Annotated in this window: 18 protein-coding genes; 7 read left to right on the forward strand and 11 right to left on the reverse strand. The window is 62.5% G+C overall.

Features of this window, described 5'->3' with window-relative positions:
- Positions 1-8 precede the first annotated feature (8 nt).
- The 4 genes from ACREP4_RS03650 to ACREP4_RS03665 form a co-directional block, all read right to left on the reverse strand.
- Positions 9-968: a glycosyltransferase gene (locus ACREP4_RS03650; RefSeq protein WP_431594856.1), complete on the reverse strand. Its 960-nt coding sequence runs from the start codon at positions 966-968 to the stop codon at positions 9-11.
- Positions 968-1,654 carry an NAD-dependent epimerase/dehydratase family protein gene (locus ACREP4_RS03655; protein ID WP_431594857.1) on the reverse strand — a complete coding sequence of 229 codons (687 nt, stop codon included), beginning with the start codon at positions 1,652-1,654 and terminating at the stop codon, positions 968-970. The genes ACREP4_RS03650 and ACREP4_RS03655 overlap by 1 nt, the downstream gene beginning before the upstream one ends.
- Positions 1,655-1,789: 135 nt before the next feature.
- On the reverse strand, positions 1,790-2,728 hold the full coding sequence (locus tag ACREP4_RS03660) for an electron transfer flavoprotein subunit alpha/FixB family protein (RefSeq protein WP_431594858.1): 939 nt from the start codon (positions 2,726-2,728) through the stop codon (positions 1,790-1,792).
- Positions 2,728-3,474, reverse strand: coding sequence for an electron transfer flavoprotein subunit beta/FixA family protein (locus ACREP4_RS03665; RefSeq protein WP_431594859.1), 747 nt, complete (start codon positions 3,472-3,474; stop codon positions 2,728-2,730). Before ACREP4_RS03665 ends, ACREP4_RS03660 begins: the two co-directional genes overlap by 1 nt.
- 250 nt (positions 3,475-3,724) lie before the next feature.
- Here ACREP4_RS03665 and rfbB point away from each other — a divergent pair, with 250 nt between their 5' ends.
- The 4 genes from rfbB (at position 3,725) to rfbD (ending at position 7,201) form a co-directional block, all read left to right on the forward strand.
- Complete coding sequence (rfbB, locus tag ACREP4_RS03670) at positions 3,725-4,780, forward strand: dTDP-glucose 4,6-dehydratase (protein ID WP_431594860.1); 1,056 nt, start codon at positions 3,725-3,727, stop codon at positions 4,778-4,780.
- Positions 4,781-4,857: 77 nt separating this feature from the next.
- Entirely contained in the window at positions 4,858-5,745 is an 888-nt protein-coding gene (gene rfbA / locus ACREP4_RS03675; protein ID WP_431594861.1) for a glucose-1-phosphate thymidylyltransferase RfbA, read from the forward strand.
- Positions 5,742-6,299, forward strand: coding sequence for a dTDP-4-dehydrorhamnose 3,5-epimerase (gene rfbC / locus ACREP4_RS03680; RefSeq protein ID WP_431594862.1), 558 nt, complete (start codon positions 5,742-5,744; stop codon positions 6,297-6,299). The genes rfbA and rfbC overlap by 4 nt, the downstream gene beginning before the upstream one ends.
- Complete coding sequence (gene rfbD / locus ACREP4_RS03685; protein ID WP_431594863.1) at positions 6,296-7,201, forward strand: dTDP-4-dehydrorhamnose reductase; 906 nt, start codon at positions 6,296-6,298, stop codon at positions 7,199-7,201. The genes rfbC and rfbD overlap by 4 nt, the downstream gene beginning before the upstream one ends.
- A gap of 59 nt (positions 7,202-7,260) precedes the next feature.
- Here the strand turns inward: rfbD and ACREP4_RS03690 are convergent, their stop codons facing one another.
- Together ACREP4_RS03690 and ACREP4_RS03695 are read right to left on the reverse strand one after the other, a co-directional pair.
- Complete coding sequence (locus ACREP4_RS03690) at positions 7,261-8,664, reverse strand: mannose-1-phosphate guanylyltransferase/mannose-6-phosphate isomerase (RefSeq protein ID WP_431594864.1); 1,404 nt, start codon at positions 8,662-8,664, stop codon at positions 7,261-7,263.
- Positions 8,665-8,672: 8 nt separating this feature from the next.
- A complete protein-coding gene (locus ACREP4_RS03695; protein WP_431594865.1) occupies positions 8,673-10,019 on the reverse strand; it encodes a phosphomannomutase in 1,347 nt (448 codons plus the stop codon).
- Positions 10,020-10,161: 142 nt separating this feature from the next.
- Here ACREP4_RS03695 and ACREP4_RS03700 point away from each other — a divergent pair, with 142 nt between their 5' ends.
- Together ACREP4_RS03700 and ACREP4_RS03705 are read left to right on the forward strand one after the other, a co-directional pair.
- Complete coding sequence (locus tag ACREP4_RS03700; RefSeq protein ID WP_431594866.1) at positions 10,162-10,896, forward strand: CoA transferase subunit A; 735 nt, start codon at positions 10,162-10,164, stop codon at positions 10,894-10,896.
- Between the two features lies 1 nt (position 10,897).
- Complete coding sequence (locus ACREP4_RS03705) at positions 10,898-11,527, forward strand: CoA transferase subunit B (RefSeq protein ID WP_431594867.1); 630 nt, start codon at positions 10,898-10,900, stop codon at positions 11,525-11,527.
- A gap of 39 nt (positions 11,528-11,566) precedes the next feature.
- Here the strand turns inward: ACREP4_RS03705 and ACREP4_RS03710 are convergent, their stop codons facing one another.
- Positions 11,567-12,853 carry a glycosyltransferase gene (locus ACREP4_RS03710; RefSeq protein ID WP_431594868.1) on the reverse strand — a complete coding sequence of 429 codons (1,287 nt, stop codon included), beginning with the start codon at positions 12,851-12,853 and terminating at the stop codon, positions 11,567-11,569.
- Between the two features lie 81 nt (positions 12,854-12,934).
- On the opposite strand from ACREP4_RS03710, the gene ACREP4_RS03715 reads away from it, so the two are divergent.
- The gene (locus ACREP4_RS03715; RefSeq protein ID WP_431594869.1) at positions 12,935-13,573 is read left to right on the forward strand and encodes an alpha-ketoglutarate-dependent dioxygenase AlkB family protein; all 639 of its coding nucleotides are present in this window, start codon (positions 12,935-12,937) and stop codon (positions 13,571-13,573) included.
- On the opposite strand, the gene ACREP4_RS03720 is transcribed toward ACREP4_RS03715, so the two are convergent.
- From ACREP4_RS03720 to ACREP4_RS03735, 4 genes are read right to left on the reverse strand one after another with little or no spacing between them, the layout of a single operon-like run.
- On the reverse strand, positions 13,518-14,174 hold the full coding sequence (locus ACREP4_RS03720; protein WP_431594870.1) for an ABC-type transport auxiliary lipoprotein family protein: 657 nt from the start codon (positions 14,172-14,174) through the stop codon (positions 13,518-13,520). The genes ACREP4_RS03715 and ACREP4_RS03720 overlap by 56 nt on opposite strands.
- Entirely contained in the window at positions 14,171-15,097 is a 927-nt protein-coding gene (locus ACREP4_RS03725) for an MlaD family protein (RefSeq protein WP_431594871.1), read from the reverse strand. Before ACREP4_RS03725 ends, ACREP4_RS03720 begins: the two co-directional genes overlap by 4 nt.
- Before the next feature lie 2 nt (positions 15,098-15,099).
- Complete coding sequence (locus tag ACREP4_RS03730; protein ID WP_431594872.1) at positions 15,100-15,912, reverse strand: ABC transporter ATP-binding protein; 813 nt, start codon at positions 15,910-15,912, stop codon at positions 15,100-15,102.
- Between the two features lie 19 nt (positions 15,913-15,931).
- Complete coding sequence (locus ACREP4_RS03735) at positions 15,932-17,044, reverse strand: MlaE family lipid ABC transporter permease subunit (protein ID WP_431594873.1); 1,113 nt, start codon at positions 17,042-17,044, stop codon at positions 15,932-15,934.
- Positions 17,045-17,104 lie beyond the last annotated feature (60 nt).

Consider the following 17,104-nt stretch of genomic DNA (forward strand, 5'->3'; position numbering starts at 1 on the left):
CAGCGTCTTCAGCTCGTGGGAGTTGCGCTATTTTCCGGGTCGAGGTTTACGCGCTGGCCAATCACATATTGTGGCCGGCGATTGACGTTGAGAAGGATACGCCCGGTGTACTCCCCAATGGCACCCAATGCCAGCAGCTGCAAGCCGCCCATGAACAGAACTGCGACGATCAGTGACGGCCAGCCGACGGCCATGGCAGGGTCGATCAGTTTGCGCCAGATCACAGCCAGCGCCAGCAGGAATGCCAGCAACGAAGCAAACACTCCGGCAAGTGATACCAGACGCAGCGGCACGATCGAGAAGCTGGTTGCCATCTGCAGCCACAGCGAGATCGACTTGCGTAGGCTGTAGCCCGATTTCCCGTCCTGTCGCGCGTGGTGTTTTCCACTGATGGTGGCGTAGTTGGACGTGGCTTGAAGCAGCAGGCCGTCGACGTAGACGAACGGGCCGCGATACTCCATCGCCGACTCACAGATCTCGCGGCGTATGCCCCGGAATGGCGACAAGTACAGGTTGCGTGGTTTGTTGAGCAGCTTGCTGGCAACAAAGTCGTTGAAGGCACTGCCGGCCTTCTTCCAGAGAGCGTGCTTGCGATCCTCGAAACTCACATAGCAAAGATCGGCGCCATCGTGCAGGGTCTGCAGGATGCGCGGGATATCATCCGGGTCATGTTGCAGATCGTCGTCCATGGTGACCACGAAGCGACCGCTGGCATGGGAAAAACCAGCCATCACTGCATTATGTTGACCGGCATTGCGGCGGAGGTTTATGCCCTTCAGCCAGGGCCTGTCGGCGGCCAATGAGCGGATAACCTGCCATGCATTGTCGGGGCCGTGGTCATGTACCAGGATCACTTCGAAAGCATCGGGTGCGCATGCCTGCAATGCCGACTCCAGCCGCGTGGCGAGCATGGGCAGGATGCCAGCGCTGCCGTAAACGGGAATGACAATAGAGACTTCAATGCTCATCAGCGGTTACCGTAGTACTTGTTGATCACGCGTTGCGGATAGTCCGGGCCAAAATCGATTCCGATCTCGGCGGCGGCGCGTTCGGCGAGGCTTGTGTCGATGTGCATGCGCTCGCCGCGCTCGAGCTCGGCCACTTTGGCTGTGCGGCCGAGCACACTTTCGAAGATGCGGACGATCTCGCCCATTGGCAGTGTCCATGGAGAAGCCACGGAAATGACGGGCGGCAGAGCTTCTGTTGAGGTCAACACGTGATGGGTAATTGCGGCAACGTCATCGATGTCGATCAGATTACGCTCGGCGCGTTTCCATATCGTAACCCTTGCCCCGTCGACGATCTGCCGGTGCAGATGGTTGGTGAGTGTGTTCGGGTTCGGCGTTGCGCCTACCACTTGTGGCAGTCGGATAACCAAGCCCACGCCGCTGCTACTGACAAGGGCTTCCATTGCACGCTTGTGTGCAAAATAGGGCGACTGCTGTTCTGGGTTGTTGACGTTACAACTGCCGAAGTACAACAGGCGTTCCGGGTTGGACGCGAGTTGCTTCAGAACCATCATGCGCTCGCGGTCGAACGCTGCGGTATCGGTTTCGGATGAATTGGAGACGCCTGAGGCGAAGATGATCGTCGTCGGATCGCTGCCATACTGGGGCGCAAATGCACGAGCAATCAGTCCGGAGCCGACAATCATCTATGATCCAAGCGGGTGGGTAGGGCTGCATGTATGGCCTGCAGGGTGCAGATCATCCCATGAACCACCGGCTGAGCGCGAAAGCGTTTATACCTGAGGTGAAACGGGGGCTGAGGCCCCCGTTTCAATCCACGATCATCCCAGCGCCGCTTCAAGCTCCGGCAACAAGGCAAACAGATCCCCCACCAACCCAATGTCAGCAATCTCAAAGATCGGCGCATCGCCGTCCTTGTTGATGGCGACGATGGTGCCGGCGTCCTTGATGCCGGTCAGGTGCTGGATAGCGCCGGAGATGCCCACGGCGATGTACAGCTCCGGGGCGATGATCTTGCCGGTCTGGCCGACCTGCATGTCGCTGGGCACATAACCGGCATCCACCGCGGCGCGCGAGGCACCGACGCCGGCGCCGAGCTTGTCGGCCAGCTGATAGATCACCTTGAAGTTCTCTTCCGAACCAACGCCGCGGCCACCAGACACAACGCGCTTGGCGCTCTGCAGGTCCGGGCGGTCGCTCTTGCCGGCCGCCAGGCCGACGAAGCGGGTGTGCGAGGGCAGGGCGGCATCGACGCTGATGGCTTCGACCGGCGCGTTGTTGCCCTTGGCCGCTTCCGGCCACGAGGCGGCGCGGACGGTGGCCACGACCACCTGATCGGCCGGCACTTCAACGGTGATGATGGCGTTGCCGGCGTAGATCGGACGCTTGAACGTATGCGCGCCATCCACGGCCATCAGGTCGGAAACCTGGTTGACGCCCAGCAGCGCGGCCACGGCCGGCATCAGGTCCTTGCCGGTGGTGGTCGAGGCGCCGAACACATGGCTGTAGCCGGCAGCGGCCTTGGCGATCTGCGGTGCCTGCACCTGGGCCAGTGCATGTTCGTTGGCCGGGTTGGCGAGCGTCAGCACCTTGCTGACGCCGGCGATCTGCGCGGCTTCGGTGGCGATGGCCGCCGGGTCGGCGGCCAGCACCAGCACGTCGATGTCACCACCGATGGCTGTGGCGGCCGAGACGGTCTTGGCGACGGCGCTGTTGAGCTTGCCGTCCAGGTGTTCGGCGATGACGAGAATCTTGGCCATTACAGCAACCCCTTCTGCTTGAGTGCGGCTACCAGTTCGGCAGCATCCTTCACCATCACACCCTTGCTGCGCTTGGCCGGGGCGGCGTAGTGGGTGGTCTTGAACGTGTCGGCGGCTTCAACGCCGAGGTCGGCCAACTGCAGGGTTTCCAGCGGTTTGGCCTTGGCCTTCATGATGTCCGGCAGCTTGATGAAGCGCGGCTCGTTCAGGCGCAGGTCGGTGGTGATGACGGCCGGAAGGTCGACTTCCAGCGTTTCCAAACCGGCGTCCACTTCGCGGGTGACCGTGGCCATGCCGTCGGCGATCTCGACCTTGGAGGCGAAGGTGGCCTGCGGACGCGCCCACAGCGTGGCCAGCATCTGGCCGGTCTGGTTGGCGTCGTCGTCGATGGCCTGCTTGCCGAGGATCACCAGGTCCGGCTGTTCCTTTTCCACCAGCTTGAGCAGGGTGCGGGCTGCGGTCAGCGGCTGGATGGCCTGGTCAGTGACCACGTGGATGGCGCGGTTGGCGCCCATGGCCAGACCATTACGCAGATGCGCCTGAGCGTCGGCAGGTGCGATCGTGGCGACCACGACTTCGGTGGCGATGCCCTTGTCACGCAGGCGAAGGGCTTCTTCCAATGCGATTTCATCGAACGGATTGGGCGAGAGCTTGACGCCATCGGTGACCACGCCGGAACCATCCGGCTTGACCTGAATGCGGACGTTGTAGTCCACCACGCGCTTGTACGCGACGAGGATTTTCATGTGCTGCAGGGTCCTTCGATTGCTGAGGGGGCCGACGCAAGCCGGGGGATTAAGGTTGTTCGCGATTCTAGCTGGCTTGATGGTTCCGTGCGAATGCGTATGGTGGTGTGGTGTTGCGCCATTTGTCCGGACAATTTCTCGCAAAAATTAAGTTGACTGTCAATGTTGCAGCCTATGGAAAGGAGGCTCGTTATATCCTTGTACAAATCGCACGCTGCATTTGGCAGCCGAACATCAGGAGAACATTCGCGTGACCACATGGCTTGTGACCGGCGGCGCCGGCTTTATCGGCGGAAATTTTGTTTTGGAGGCGGTGAGCAAGGGTATCCGTGTCATCAATCTGGATGCGCTGACCTATGCCGGCAACCTGAAGACATTGGCTGGTTTGGACGGCAATTCTGACCATGTGTTCGTGCAGGGCGATATCGGAGATCGTGAGCTGGTCGCACGTGTGTTGGCGGAGCATCAACCCGATGCGGTGCTGAACTTCGCTGCTGAGAGCCACGTCGATCGCTCAATCGATGGTCCGGGCGCCTTCATCCAGACCAATGTGGTCGGCACGTTGGGGTTGCTTGAGGCGGTGCGCGACTATTGGAAGGCACTGCCGGCCGACAAGGCGCAGGCGTTCCGTTTCCTGCATGTGTCCACTGACGAGGTCTACGGCACGCTGGGTGAGACCGGCAAGTTCACCGAAACCACGCCGTATGCGCCCAACTCACCGTACTCCGCGTCAAAGGCGGCGTCGGATCATCTCGTACGCGCGTTCCATCACACTTACGGCCTGCCGGTGCTGACCACCAATTGTTCCAACAATTACGGTCCGTACCATTTCCCGGAAAAGCTTATCCCGTTGGTGATCGCCAAGGCCCTGGCTGGCGAGCCGCTGCCGGTGTATGGCGATGGCAAGCAGGTGCGTGACTGGTTGTTCGTCGCCGACCATTGCGAGGCCATCCGTACCGTGCTTGCCAAAGGCAAGATCGGCGAGGTCTACAACGTTGGTGGCAATTCCGAAAAGCAGAATATCGAAGTGGTGCAGGCGATCTGTGCACTGCTGGATGCCCGTCGCCCGCGTGACGATGGACAGTCGCGCGCCAGTCAGATCACATATGTGACTGACCGCCCGGGTCATGACCGTCGCTACGCCATTGATGCGTCCAAGCTGAAGAATGAACTGGGCTGGGAGCCGAAATACACCTTTGATCAGGGCATCGCCTTCACCGTTGACTGGTACTTGGACAACCAGTCGTGGGTACAGGGCGTGCTGGATGGCAGCTACCGGCTGCAACGCATTGGTACCGCAGTCTGATCTCTCCGCAGCGCCATCGCACCTGTCCTACAGGCTGACGGCGTACGCCGCGGCGCTTTGAAACAAGGAATCTGAAAATGACGCAACGCAAAGGCATCATTCTGGCTGGTGGCTCCGGCACCCGGCTGTATCCGATCACCAAAGGCGTCAGCAAGCAGCTGCTGCCGGTGTATGACAAGCCGATGATCTATTACCCGCTCAGCGTGTTGATGCTGGCCGGTATCCGTGAAGTGCTGATCATCAATACGCCGCACGAACAAGCCTTGTTCCAGCAGCTGCTGGGTGATGGTTCGCAGTGGGGGATGAGCATTGAGTATGCCGTGCAGCCCAGTCCCGATGGTCTGGCGCAGGCATACCTGATCGGTCGTGACTTCGTGGGCGGTAAGCCGAGCTGCCTGGTGCTGGGCGACAATATCTTCCACGGTCATGGTCTGCGCGAAGTGCTCAAACGTGCTGATACCCAGCAACAGGGGGCAACCGTGTTTGGTTACTGGGTCAATGATCCGGAGCGCTATGGCGTGGCCGAGTTCGACACGGATGGCAAGGTTGTCGGTCTGGTCGAGAAGCCGGAGAAGCCGCGCTCCAATTATGCGGTGACCGGCTTGTACTTCTATGACGGCAACGCCAGCGACTACGCGGCTGCGCTGAAACCGTCGCCGCGTGGCGAGTTGGAAATCACCGATCTCAACCAGCGCTATCTGGACGAAGGTTCCCTTCAACTTGAGGCGTTGGGCCGTGGTTTCGCATGGCTGGATACCGGCACACATCAGTCACTGCTGGAAGCGTCCAATTTCATTGAAACCATCCAGACGCGTCAGGGCCTTCAGGTCTGCTGTCCGGAAGAAATTGCCTACGGTCAGGGGTGGATCAATAGTGAGCAGTTGCTGGCATTGGCTGCACCCTTGTCCAAGAACGGTTATGGCCAATACCTGCAGAAGTTGGTCGAACGAGGAATTGTTCCGTGAAAGTAATTGAAACCGCATTGCCCGGCTGCGTCGTCATTGAGCCAGCAGTTTTCGGCGACGAGCGTGGCTTTTTCTTCGAGACCTGGAACGCCGAGCGCTTCAAGGCCTTGGGCCTGCCCGAGAAGTTCGTGCAGAGCAATGTGTCCGCGTCGAGCAAGGGTGTGCTGCGTGGCCTGCATTATCAGTGGCCGCGTCCGCAGGGGAAGCTGGTCAGCGTGCTGGAAGGCGAGGTGTATGACGTGGCGGTGGATATCCGTCGTGGCTCGCCGACCTTTGGTCGCTGGGAAGCGGTCGTGCTGAGCGCGGAAAACAAGCGCCAGTTCTGGATTCCGGAAGGCTTTGCGCATGGCTTTGCCGTGTTGTCCGAGCGCGCGGTGTTCAGCTATCTGTGCACCGAGGTGTACCTGAAGGAAGTGGATGCTGGCGTGCGCTGGAACGATGCCGATATCGGCGTGGATTGGCCGATCAGCGGCCCGACCTTGTCCGCCAAGGACGAGAATGCGCCGTTCCTGAAAGACATCGCCGAAGATCGCTTGCCGGTCTACTTGCCGTGACGGTTCTGGTTTTCGGTGGCAACGGCCAGGTCGGCCAGGAACTGCTGCGAGCACTGGCGCCGTTGGGCAATGTGGTGGCAACCACGCGCAGCGGAAAGCTGCCGGACGGTAGTGCCTGCGAAGTTGCCGATTTCGCTCAGCCCGAAAGCCTGCCGGCATTGCTGGATCGTCTGCAGCCCTCAGCAGTCGTCAATGCGGCTGCTTACACGGCAGTGGATCGTGCCGAGCAGGAGCCGGAAGCGGCGTTCCTGGCCAATGCACAGGCGCCAGGCGTGATCGCGCGCTGGTGCACTGCGCATGACGTTCCGATGGTGCATTACTCCACCGACTATGTGTTCAACGGTGAAGGCACTGCGCCGTATCGCGAAGAGGAAGCCACCGCGCCGTTGGGCGTATATGGCACCAGTAAGCGCGATGGTGAAGAAGCGGTGCGTGCAGCGGGTGGACGTCACCTGATTTTCCGTACCGCCTGGGTCTACGCTTCGCACGGCGGCAACTTCCTGCGCACGATGTTGCGCGTGGGTGCGGATCGCGATGAGCTGCGCGTGGTGGCGGATCAGATCGGCACACCGACATCGGCCGCGCTGATTGCCGACGTTACCGCGCAGGTGTTGCAGCATCCGGGAGGACTCTCTGGTACCTGGCACCTGACGGCTTCCGGGCAGACAAGTTGGCACGGCTTTGCCGAGGCGATCTTCAACGAGGCAACGCGTGCGGGATTGCTGGTGAAAGTGCCCACGGTGCAAGCGATCAGCAGCGCCGAGTACCCGACGCCGGCCAAGCGTCCGTCGTGGTCTGTGCTGGACAACCGCAAATTGCAGCAGGACTTCGGCATCGTGCTCCTGCCGTGGGAGCACGGCTTGCGCCACGTCATTGCTGAGCTGGCTTCTATCAAGGCGTAAGCGGACAAAGAAAAACCCCGGGCAAGCCCGGGGTTTTTCATGGAGACGATGCTGCGGATTTACGCGCGACCGTAAGTGTCCTCGAAGCGCACGATATCGTCTTCGCCCAGGTAGCTGCCTGACTGCACTTCAATCAGTTCCAGCGGCAGCTTGCCCGGGTTGCGCAGGCGATGGGTCACGCCGAGCGGGATGTAGGTGCTCTGGTTCTCGGCAAGCAGCAGCACTTCATCACCGCGGGTGACTTCGGCCGTGCCGCTGACCACGATCCAATGCTCGGCGCGGTGGTGATGCATCTGCAGGCTCAGCGTACCGCCGGGCTTGACCGTGATGCGCTTGACCTGGAAGCGCTCGCCGTTGTCGATGGAATCGTAGGCGCCCCACGGACGGTAGACCTTGCGGTGCCAGGTGGCTTCGCTGCGGCCATCGGCCTTCAGGCGTGCGACGACATCCTTCACTTCCTGCATGCGGTCGGATTTGCCGACCAGCACCGCGTCATCGGTTTCGACCACGATGATGTCGTCCAGCCCCACCATCGCGATCAGGCGCTCGCCATAGGCAAACGTGTTGTGGCAATCGATGGCGATGACGTCGCCGCGGTGCGCATTGCCGTCTGCATCCTGTTCGGACACATCACGCAGCGCAGTCCACGAGCCGACATCGCTCCAACCCGCATCCAGTGGCACCACGGCGGCATCGCTGGTCTTCTCCATCACCGCGTAGTCGATGGAGTCGGACGGGCTGGCGGTGAATGCTTCGGCATCCAGGCGGATGAAGTCGCTGTCACGGCGTGCCTTGTCCCACGATGCGCGGCAGGCAGCGAGGATCTGTGGCTGCAGGCGTTCGAGTTCTTCCAGGTAGCGCGATGCACGGAACAGGAACATGCCGCTGTTCCAGTAGTACTCGCCCGAGGCGACATAGGCTTCGGCGGTGGCCAGGTCGGGCTTCTCGACGAAACGCTCGATAGCGCGCGCGCCTTCCCCTGAGGCCGCTTTGATGTAGCCATAGCCGGTTTCCGGCGCGGTCGGTTGAATGCCGAACGTGACCAGCTTGCCTTGTTCGGCAATCGTGGCGGCTTCAACAATGGCTTGATGGAAGTGCTCGACGTCGCGAATCAAATGATCCGACGGCAGCACCAGCAACAACGGGTCATCCCCATTGCGGCGTGCTTCCAATGCCGCTGCAGCGATGGCCGGGGCGGTGTTGCGACCGATCGGTTCCAGCAGAATCGCCGACGGCGTCGTGCCGACTTGTTGCAGCTGCTCGGCGGCGACAAAGCGGTGCGTTTCATTGGCGACCACGATTGGCGGCAGCGCAGCCACACCGGCCACGCGCAACCAGGTGGATTGCAACATGCTGTGCGTCCCGGACAACTGCAGGAACTGCTTGGGATAGGCTTCGCGCGACAGCGGCCACAGCCGCGTGCCGGAACCACCAGAGAGGATGACGGGCAGGATCGGGCTCATGGCATTTCTCAGGCAGTGATCAGTTGGGAGATTTCGGCGGTGCGCTCAGCCAGCAACGCGGCATCGCCCCGGGTTTCCACATTCAAGCGCAGCAGCGGCTCGGTGTTGGAGCTGCGCAGGTTGAAGCGCCACTGGCCGAAGTCGGCGCTGATGCCATCGGTGTGATCCAGTGCGGGCGACTGCGCGGCGAAGTGCGCCATGACGCGCGCGACGGCGGCCTTGGCATCGCTGACCTTGAAGTTGATTTCACCGCTGCAGGGGAAGCGCGCGATGCGGTCTTCGACCAGTTCGGCAAGCGACTGGCCGCTGCTCGAAACCAGCGCGGCGATCAGCAGCCACGGAATCATGCCCGAGTCGGCATAGGCGAACTCGCGGAAGTAATGGTGCGCGCTCATCTCGCCGCCGTACACGGCATTTTCGGCGCGCATTTTTTCCTTGATGAAGGCGTGGCCGCTCTTGCACAGCACCGGCACGCCACCGGCCGCTTCCACCATCTCCAGGGTGTTCCAGGTCAGGCGCGGATCGTGGACAACCTTGCCGCCCGGATTGCGCGACAGAATGGCCTTGGCCAGCAGGCCGACCAGGTAATAGCCTTCGATGAAACGGCCTTCATGGTCGAAGAAGAAGCAGCGGTCGAAATCGCCATCCCACGCGATGCCGAAGTCCGCACCATGCTCGCGCACCGCGTTGGCGGTGGCGGCGCGGTTTTCCGGCAGCAACGGATTCGGAATGCCGTTCGGGAAGTTGCCATCGGGCTCATGGCAGATGCGCACGAATTCGAGCGGCAGGTGCGGCGCCAGCAGATCGATGATGCTGCCCGCGCCACCGTTGCCAGCGTTGACCACCAGTTTCAGCGGCTTCAATGCGGACACGTCCACGTAGCTCAGCAGATGCTGGATGTAAGCGCTCTTGTCGTGCACGGCGACCTGGCCGGCGCGGAGCGGCTGCGGCTGTGAGTCGTCTGCGGCAACCGCGTCGGAAATGGCAAACAGGCCGGTGTCGGAGCTGATCGGCTTGGCCTGCTCGCGCACCAGTTTCATGCCGTTGTAATCCATCGGATTGTGGCTGGCGGTGACCATCACCCCGCCGGCCGCCTGCAGATGACCAGTCTGAAAATAGACTTCCTCGGTGCCGCACAGACCGATGTCGATGACCTCGCGGCCTTCGCCACGCAGGCCGTTCGCCAGCGCGTCCTGCAGGCCCGGGCTGGTCAGGCGCACATCGTGGCCCAGCACTACTGGACCAGCGCCGAGTTGGGCAGCAAGCGCCTTGCCGATCTTGCGGGCCATGTCTTCGTTGAGTTCGCCGGGCACGCGGCCGCGGATGTCATAAGCCTTGAAGGCGGGAAGGGGCATGCAAGCGTCCTGCAGGTGAAAGATGCGTAGTTTAGTCGGCCCGGGCGCGCGAAGCTGTCTGTGGACTGGACGAACGTCCAAGGTGGCTTGCCGCAGACAATGGCTAGAATGCGGGAATCATTACTACTGTGGGCGTGAAGCGATGAGCGATCTCTCAAACCCGACCAAGCAGCGCGGCAAGGTATTTGCCAGCGCCGCGCAGGCCTTGGAAGGCATCGTGGCCGATGGCCAGACCTTGGCCGTGGGCGGTTTCGGACTGTGCGGCATTCCCGAGGCGCTGATTGCTGCGCTGCGTGACAGCGGGGTCAAAGGCCTGACCGCCATTTCCAACAATGCCGGTGTCGATGGCTTCGGCTTGGGCCAACTGCTGGAAACCCGCCAGATCAAGAAGATGATTTCGTCCTATGTGGGCGAGAACAAGGAATTCGAGCGGCAGTATCTGGCCGGCGAGCTGGAGCTGGAGTTCAACCCGCAGGGCACCCTGGCCGAGCGCCTGCGTGCTGGCGGCGCGGGGATTCCGGCGTTCTTCACCGCGACCGGCTACGGCACGATCGTGGCCGAAGGCAAGGAAACCCGAGAGTTCGACGGCAAGCACTATGTGCTGGAGACCGCGCTGAAGGCCGACGTCTCGCTGGTCAAGGCATGGAAAGCCGATACCTCCGGCAACCTGCTGTTCCGCAAGACCGCGCGCAACTTCAACCCGGCCTGCGCCATGGCCGGCAAAGTCTGCGTGGTCGAAGTGGAAGAGATCGTGGCGCTGGGCGCCATCGACCCGGATCAGGTGCACCTGCCGGGCATCTATGTGGACCGCATCGTATTGAACGCAACGCCGGAGAAGCGCATCGAACAGCGCACCGTGCGTCAGGAGGGGAACTGAAATGGCCTGGAACCGTGACGAAATGGCCGCGCGCGCTGCCCGCGAGCTGACCGATGGCGCCTATGTGAACCTGGGCATCGGCCTGCCGACGCTGGTCGCCAACCACATCCCGGAAGGCGTGGATGTCTGGCTGCAGTCCGAAAACGGCCTGCTCGGCATCGGACCGTTCCCGACCGAAAACGAAGTGGACGCTGACCTGATCAACGCCGGCAAGCAGACCGTCACCGCGCGTGCCGGCGCCAGCTACTTCGGCAGCCATGATTCGTTCGCGATGATTCGCGGCGGCCACATCAACCTGGCCATCCTCGGCGCGATGCAGGTCACCGACAAGGGCGACCTGGCCAACTGGATGGTGCCCGGCAAGATGGTCAAGGGCATGGGCGGCGCGATGGATCTGGTGGCTGGCGTGCAGCGCGTGGTGGTGCTGATGGAGCACACCGCCAAGAACGGCGAGCACAAGATCCTGCCCGAATGCACGCTGCCGCTGACCGGCGTGGGCGTGGTCAACCGCATCATCACCGACCTGGCGGTGTTCGATGTCACCGCCGATGGCTTGTTGCTGGTGGAGGCCGCACCGGGCGTCAGTGATGACGAGTTGAAAGAAAAGACGGGCGTGGCGTTTCGCCGCTGAGTTGTTTGCAGGAGCCGGCAGCGCAGGTGCTGCCGGTGGTCATGCGGGAGGCAGCAATGCCTCCAGCGTGCGGCGGGCCAGGTTCGAGGAGAAGTGCGCCTCGATGTTCCGGTAGCCGTTGCGCGACAGCCGCTGCCATAGCGCTGCATCTTGATAAAGCTCAACCACTTGTGTGGCGAAGTCTTCCGCGCTGTCGGCGATAAGCGCGTTCTCCCTGTGCTGCAGAAACATGCCTTCAGCGGCAATGGTCGTGGCTACCACGGGCAAGCCGTGGCTCATGGCCTGGTTGATCTTGCCTTTGACGCCTGCGCCACTGAGAAGCGGGGCAAGGTTGATGCGGCTACGTTGCAGGAATGGTTCAATCGACGGCACATGGCCGTGCACCACGATGTCATCGGCGCGCAGGCGTGCGGCATCGGGTTCTGGCATTTCGCCGACAAGATGCAGCACGACGCCGGGCAAGCGCTTGCGCAGCAATGGCATGATTTTTTCGCTCAGCCAGGCAATGGCTTCCTGGTTCGGATGATGCTGATAACCACCGACGAACAGCAGGTCTGCGGTAGCGTCGAAGTGACGTTCCGTCGCCACCACGTCATGTACGTTTGACAGCACTTCCACCGGCGCCGTGATACCGGTTTGGCGCAGGTAGTCCAGCTCCGCATGGCTGACCACAATGGTGGCATCGGTGCTGTTCATCAGCTCGAACTCTTCTGCGCGCGCACGCTCGGCTTGCTTGTACAGCGAAGCATCGCCATGCAACTCAGCTGCACGCAGCAGGCGGACATGATGCAGGTCCACGGTGTCGAAAATGATCTTGGCGGTGGTAAAAGCGCGCAGCAGCTGCAGGTGGCGATGGGCAACGGGGTGCCGGCACAAAAATACCGCCTGCACATCACCGCCGTTGTGCTGCAACCAGCGATCCAGTCGTGGATGGCCCGGCGCGCCGACAAGTTCGGTGTTCAGTTCTGCAAGTAGTTGGGCACTCTCGGCAGGCAGTTGCCCGTTGTCCGGCATGAACGCCAATGACCAACCCTGCTCGCTGCACAATTGCAGCATGCGGTGCGCACGCACCGATCCCGAATCGCGGCTGGGAGTGGGTGCGGCGGTATCAATGAACAACAGCAGTTTGCCGTTGGCGCGTGGTTTGGGTTTGGCTGGCAGGCCTTGCGGTGTGCCGGGCGACGGTTGCACACGCTTGCGGATGGCATCCAGCGTGCCGGTCAGTCCGCGGTTACCCAGACTGCGGAGCAGGCCCGTAGCCAATGCGGTTTGGCGCGCCAGACGCCAGCGTTGCTGGATGAGGAATCGGTGCAGGGAGAAGGTCATGGCACTATCAACGACGGACGAAAGCGCATGGTTCAGAAACTCCGGAGCCAAGTGCCAATTCGCGATTCTGAGGGGTGCGGCATGAACGAGCAAACCGGACTGTGGCCTGTTGGCAGAGGAAATACGATACAGGCCGACATCCACCACCTTCCCGGCTGGCTGTCGCCCGCCGAAGCCGACGTTCTGTTCTCAACGTTGCAAGACGAGGTGCCGTGGGATATCCACCGTATCCGCATGTTTGGGCGGTGGGTGGATTCGCCGCGCTTGAGTTGCTGGATCGGTGATCCGCAGGCGCACTACCGCTATTCCGGTGCTGATTTCGTGCCGCAGCCTTGGCCGTCGTCATTGCTGCCGTTGCGCGAGCGTCTGCAACAGGCCTGTGCGGCGCCGTTCAATAGCGTGTTGATCAATCGTTACCGGGATGGCCGCGACAGCATGGGCTGGCATAGCGATGACGAGCCGGAGCTGGGCGAGCGGCCGTTGATTGCGTCGTTGAGCCTGGGGGCGGCACGGCGCTTCCTGCTGCGCCATCGCGACGATCATTCGTTGAGCACTGAATTCCTGCTCGGTCATGGCGATCTGTTGCTGATGGCTGGTGATACCCAGCGTTTCTATCAGCATTCGTTGCCGAAGACGGCCCGCCCGATGGGCGAGCGCATCAACCTTACTTTCCGTTTGATTGCAGGCCGGTCGGCGGGGCCACATCCTGCTGGCCGCTGACCAGCGTCCAGCCGATCAACTCGGTTGCAATCTTGTCCAGCGCGTCTTCAAAGGCATTGGCGACGCTGGGCAGCTCGGTGGACGTTGCCGGCTCGCTGACCAGGAACGTGCGCGAAGCAACCACGCGCTGATCGACGCTGTGGATCAGCTTGGCGTTGAGTTCGATGGTGGCCGCAGGTACGTCACCGCCGCGATAGTCGGCCTCGAAGCGACGCAGGTCGGTGGTCAGTTTGTAGTCCGAGCGGATGCCGGTGGCGATGCGCGCGACCGCGCCGATCCGGCCTGAATCCTCGAAGCCGCGTAGCAGCGTGTCTTCCAGCATGTCGGTGGCCGGCTGCGACCAGGTGGCGCCGCGGTAAACCTCCAACTCACCCGGCGTGGGCCGCACGTTGATGCGCGGGCTGTCGATCAGGCGTGCGGCGCTGGGCTTGGCAATGGACAACTGCCAGCTCACTTGCGGCCAGCTTGGGTCGGCGCTGACGCGCACTTGCGGCGCATAGATGGTGGTGGATTGACGGTCGCCGCCGGCAAGGACCGAGCAGCCGGACAGCATCAGCAGGCACAGCGGGGCGAGCAGTTTGATCGACAGGGCGCGCTTCATTTGGGGTCAAACTCCTTCGGGGCATCGCGGCCGAGCAGGTAACGGGCCGGGTTGTTCTCCAGCCGGTCGCTGACGCGGCGCAGGTCGCGGATCAGGCCGCGCAGTTCGGTCAGGGTTGGGCCGAGCTGGGCAAGACCGTCGTTGGCGAAGCTGTTGATGGCGGCGCGGTTCTCGCCAAGGATGGCGTCGGCATTGCCCGCAGCCGAGTCGAGCTTGCTGAGGCTGGTGTCGAGCTTGTCCAGCGTGGCCGGCAGCTGCCGCAGCACGTTCTGGTCCAGGTGGGCGATGGCGCCATTGGCGGTGTTGAGCGTGGCGTTGAGGTTGCGCGCGGCGTCGCGCGCTTCGACCAGCAAGGCCTGCGTGCCGGCGTCGCGGTCGGCCAGACCGCCGCTGATGGTTTCCAGATTGGCGAGCGTGGTCGAGATGCGGTCCACGTTCTTGTCGCTGAGCAGCTGGTCCATGCGCTCGACCACACGGTTCGCGACATCGGTGATGTTCTGCAGCGCAGAGGGCGCGGCGATGATGGTCGGAATGGCCTCACGGCTGGAGGCTGTCAACGCCGGTGCCTTTGGCGTGCCGCCGCTGAGCTGGATGATGGATGGCCCGGTCAGGCTGGTGATGGCCAGCTTGGCGCGGGTGTCGGTTTTCACCGGCGTGGTCGAGTTGAGGCGCAATTTGGCGATGACTTTGCGCGGGTCGTCCGGGGCCAACGTCAGCTCGGTGATCGAGCCCACCGCGATGCCGTTGTACTGCACCGGGCTGCCCACCGACAGGCCGGTGACGGCTTCGTTGAATACCACCCGGTATTCCTGCCAGGTGCGGTCGGAAGAGTACTTGGCCGCCCACAGGCCGAACACCAGTAGTGCCATCGCCACAACAAGGGTGAAGGCGCCGATCAGGACGTAATTGGCTTTGGTTTCCATGGTCAGGCGTTCTCGGACTGAATGCCGCGCGCTGCGCGGGCGCGGGGGCCGTGGAAATAGTCGCGTATCCACGGATGGTCGAGTTGTTCGATCTCCGGCAGCGGCGCGCAGGCCACCACCTTGCGGTCGGCCAGTACCGCCACCCGGTCACAGATGGCGTAGAGCGTGTCCAGATCGTGTGTGATGAGAAATACGGTCAAACCCAGTGCTTCCTGCAAGGTCTTGATGAGGTGGTCGAACGCCGCTGCGCCAATCGGGTCCAGGCCGGCGGTGGGCTCGTCCAGGAACAACAGCGGCGGGTCCAATGCGAGTGCGCGGGCCAGGCCGGCGCGTTTGCGCATGCCGCCGGACAACTGTGACGGCAGCTTGTTGATGGCATCCGCCGGCAACCCGGCCAGCTTCACCTTCAACAGCGCCAGCTCGTAGTGCCAACGCTCGTTCAATTCCGGGTGATGCTCCTTGAGCGGCACCTGCACGTTTTCGCCGACGGTGAGCGAGGAGAACAGGGCGCCATCCTGAAACAGCACGCCGGTGTGGCGTTCAATCTGCAGGCGGTCGGCCGGGTTGTCCGAGCGCGCGTCGATGCCCAGCACTTCCATCTGCCCGGCATCGGGTTTGCGCAGCCCGAGGATGGAGCGCATCAACACCGATTTGCCGGTGCCCGAGCCGCCGACCACGCCGAGGATCTCGCCGCGCCGCACGTCCAGGTCCAGGTCTTCATGCACGACCTGGCTGCCGAAACGGTTGACCAGCCCGCGCACGCGGATGGCCATGTTCGCTGCGGTGTTGTCGTTTGCGTTGGAAGGGATTGCCATCATCGTTTGCGTGCTTCGCCTACCAGTCCATGTGCATGAACCACAACGCCGCCATCGCGTCGAGGATGATGACCAGCGAGATGGTCTGCACCACGCTGGAGGTGGTGCGCTCGCCCACGGACTGCGCGGTGCCTTCGACTTTCAGGCCTTCCAGGCAGCCGATCAGGCCGATGATCAGCGCAAACACCGGCGCCTTCGACAAACCGACGAGGAAGTGACGTACTTCCATGGTGTCGTGCATGCGCGCCAGGTACATCTGCGGCGGGATGCCAAGGTCGAACGCGCCGACGGTGATGCCGCCGGCCAAACCGGCCAGCATCGCGATGAAGGTGAGCAAGGGCAGCATCACCAGCAGGGCGAGCACGCGCGGCAGTACCAGCAGGTCGATGGGGTCCAGACCGAGCGTCTGGATGGCGTCGATTTCCTCGCGCGCCTTCATCGCACCGATCTGCGCGGTGAAAGCGCTGGCGGTGCGCCCGGCCAGCACGATGGCGGTCAGCAGCACGGCGAATTCGCGCAGGAAGGCGATGTTGACCAGTTCCACCACGTAAATTTCGGCGCCAAAGTCGCGCAGGATCGTCGAGCCGAGGAAGGCAATCACCGCGCCCACCAGATACGACAGCAGCGCCACCAGCGGCACCGCATCCAAGCCCACCTGTTCCATCTGGTTGACGGTGGCGGTCAGGCGCAGGCGGCGTGGTTCGCGCACCAGGCGCGCCATCTTTGAAAGGTTTTCGCCCAGGAAATTGAGCAGCACCACCACGTTGCGGCCGATCGCCTGCACCGAGCGGCCCAGCCGTTCCAACGCTGCCGCCACGCCGTAGTCGCGCTGCGGCTTGGGGCGTTCGTCGGCGACTTCTTCGATGGTGCAGACCAGCGCTTGATGTTCCTGACGGAACATCAAGGTGTCATCGGCCAGGCCGGCCTTGTGCACGAAGCGCAGCAGCAGCAGTACGCCGGCCGAATCGAGCTGATCGATTCCGCGCGCATCAATCGCCGTGACCGGCATGCCGCTGGTATCCAGCGCTTTGACCGCACTCAGCGCGGTGGACAGCGTCCAACTGCCGGAAAGCCTTAGCTGGCCTTCGGTGCTGGGGTCCATCGTGCAGCTGGGCGGGGAGGTGTTTGTCATCGTTGGCATCCGTTGCCGAGAATAACCTGTCATCCGTGGAGCGCGGATGATGCATTGCTT

The sequence above is a fragment of the Stenotrophomonas sp. genome (assembly GCF_050737575.1).
In the GTDB taxonomy this organism is placed as follows: domain Bacteria; phylum Pseudomonadota; class Gammaproteobacteria; order Xanthomonadales; family Xanthomonadaceae; genus Stenotrophomonas.

Bases quoted from the DNA above. Each gene is read 5' to 3' on its own strand.
- ACREP4_RS03695 (WP_431594865.1), bottom strand. From the start codon at position 10,019: ATGCCCCTTCCCGCCTTCAAGGCTTATGACATCCGCGGCCGCGTGCCC.
- ACREP4_RS03710 (WP_431594868.1), bottom strand. From the start codon at position 12,853: ATGACCTTCTCCCTGCACCGATTCCTCATCCAGCAACGCTGGCGTCTG.
- rfbA (WP_431594861.1), top strand. From the start codon at position 4,858: ATGACGCAACGCAAAGGCATCATTCTGGCTGGTGGCTCCGGCACCCGG.
- ACREP4_RS03735 (WP_431594873.1), bottom strand. From the start codon at position 17,044: ATGACAAACACCTCCCCGCCCAGCTGCACGATGGACCCCAGCACCGAA.
- ACREP4_RS03700 (WP_431594866.1), top strand. From the start codon at position 10,162: ATGAGCGATCTCTCAAACCCGACCAAGCAGCGCGGCAAGGTATTTGCC.
- ACREP4_RS03650 (WP_431594856.1), bottom strand. From the start codon at position 968: ATGAGCATTGAAGTCTCTATTGTCATTCCCGTTTACGGCAGCGCTGGC.
- ACREP4_RS03660 (WP_431594858.1), bottom strand. From the start codon at position 2,728: ATGGCCAAGATTCTCGTCATCGCCGAACACCTGGACGGCAAGCTCAAC.
- ACREP4_RS03655 (WP_431594857.1), bottom strand. From the start codon at position 1,654: ATGATTGTCGGCTCCGGACTGATTGCTCGTGCATTTGCGCCCCAGTAT.
- ACREP4_RS03705 (WP_431594867.1), top strand. From the start codon at position 10,898: ATGGCCTGGAACCGTGACGAAATGGCCGCGCGCGCTGCCCGCGAGCTG.
- ACREP4_RS03720 (WP_431594870.1), bottom strand. From the start codon at position 14,174: ATGAAGCGCGCCCTGTCGATCAAACTGCTCGCCCCGCTGTGCCTGCTG.
- ACREP4_RS03690 (WP_431594864.1), bottom strand. From the start codon at position 8,664: ATGAGCCCGATCCTGCCCGTCATCCTCTCTGGTGGTTCCGGCACGCGG.
- ACREP4_RS03665 (WP_431594859.1), bottom strand. From the start codon at position 3,474: ATGAAAATCCTCGTCGCGTACAAGCGCGTGGTGGACTACAACGTCCGC.
- ACREP4_RS03725 (WP_431594871.1), bottom strand. From the start codon at position 15,097: ATGGAAACCAAAGCCAATTACGTCCTGATCGGCGCCTTCACCCTTGTT.
- ACREP4_RS03715 (WP_431594869.1), top strand. From the start codon at position 12,935: ATGAACGAGCAAACCGGACTGTGGCCTGTTGGCAGAGGAAATACGATA.
- ACREP4_RS03730 (WP_431594872.1), bottom strand. From the start codon at position 15,912: ATGGCAATCCCTTCCAACGCAAACGACAACACCGCAGCGAACATGGCC.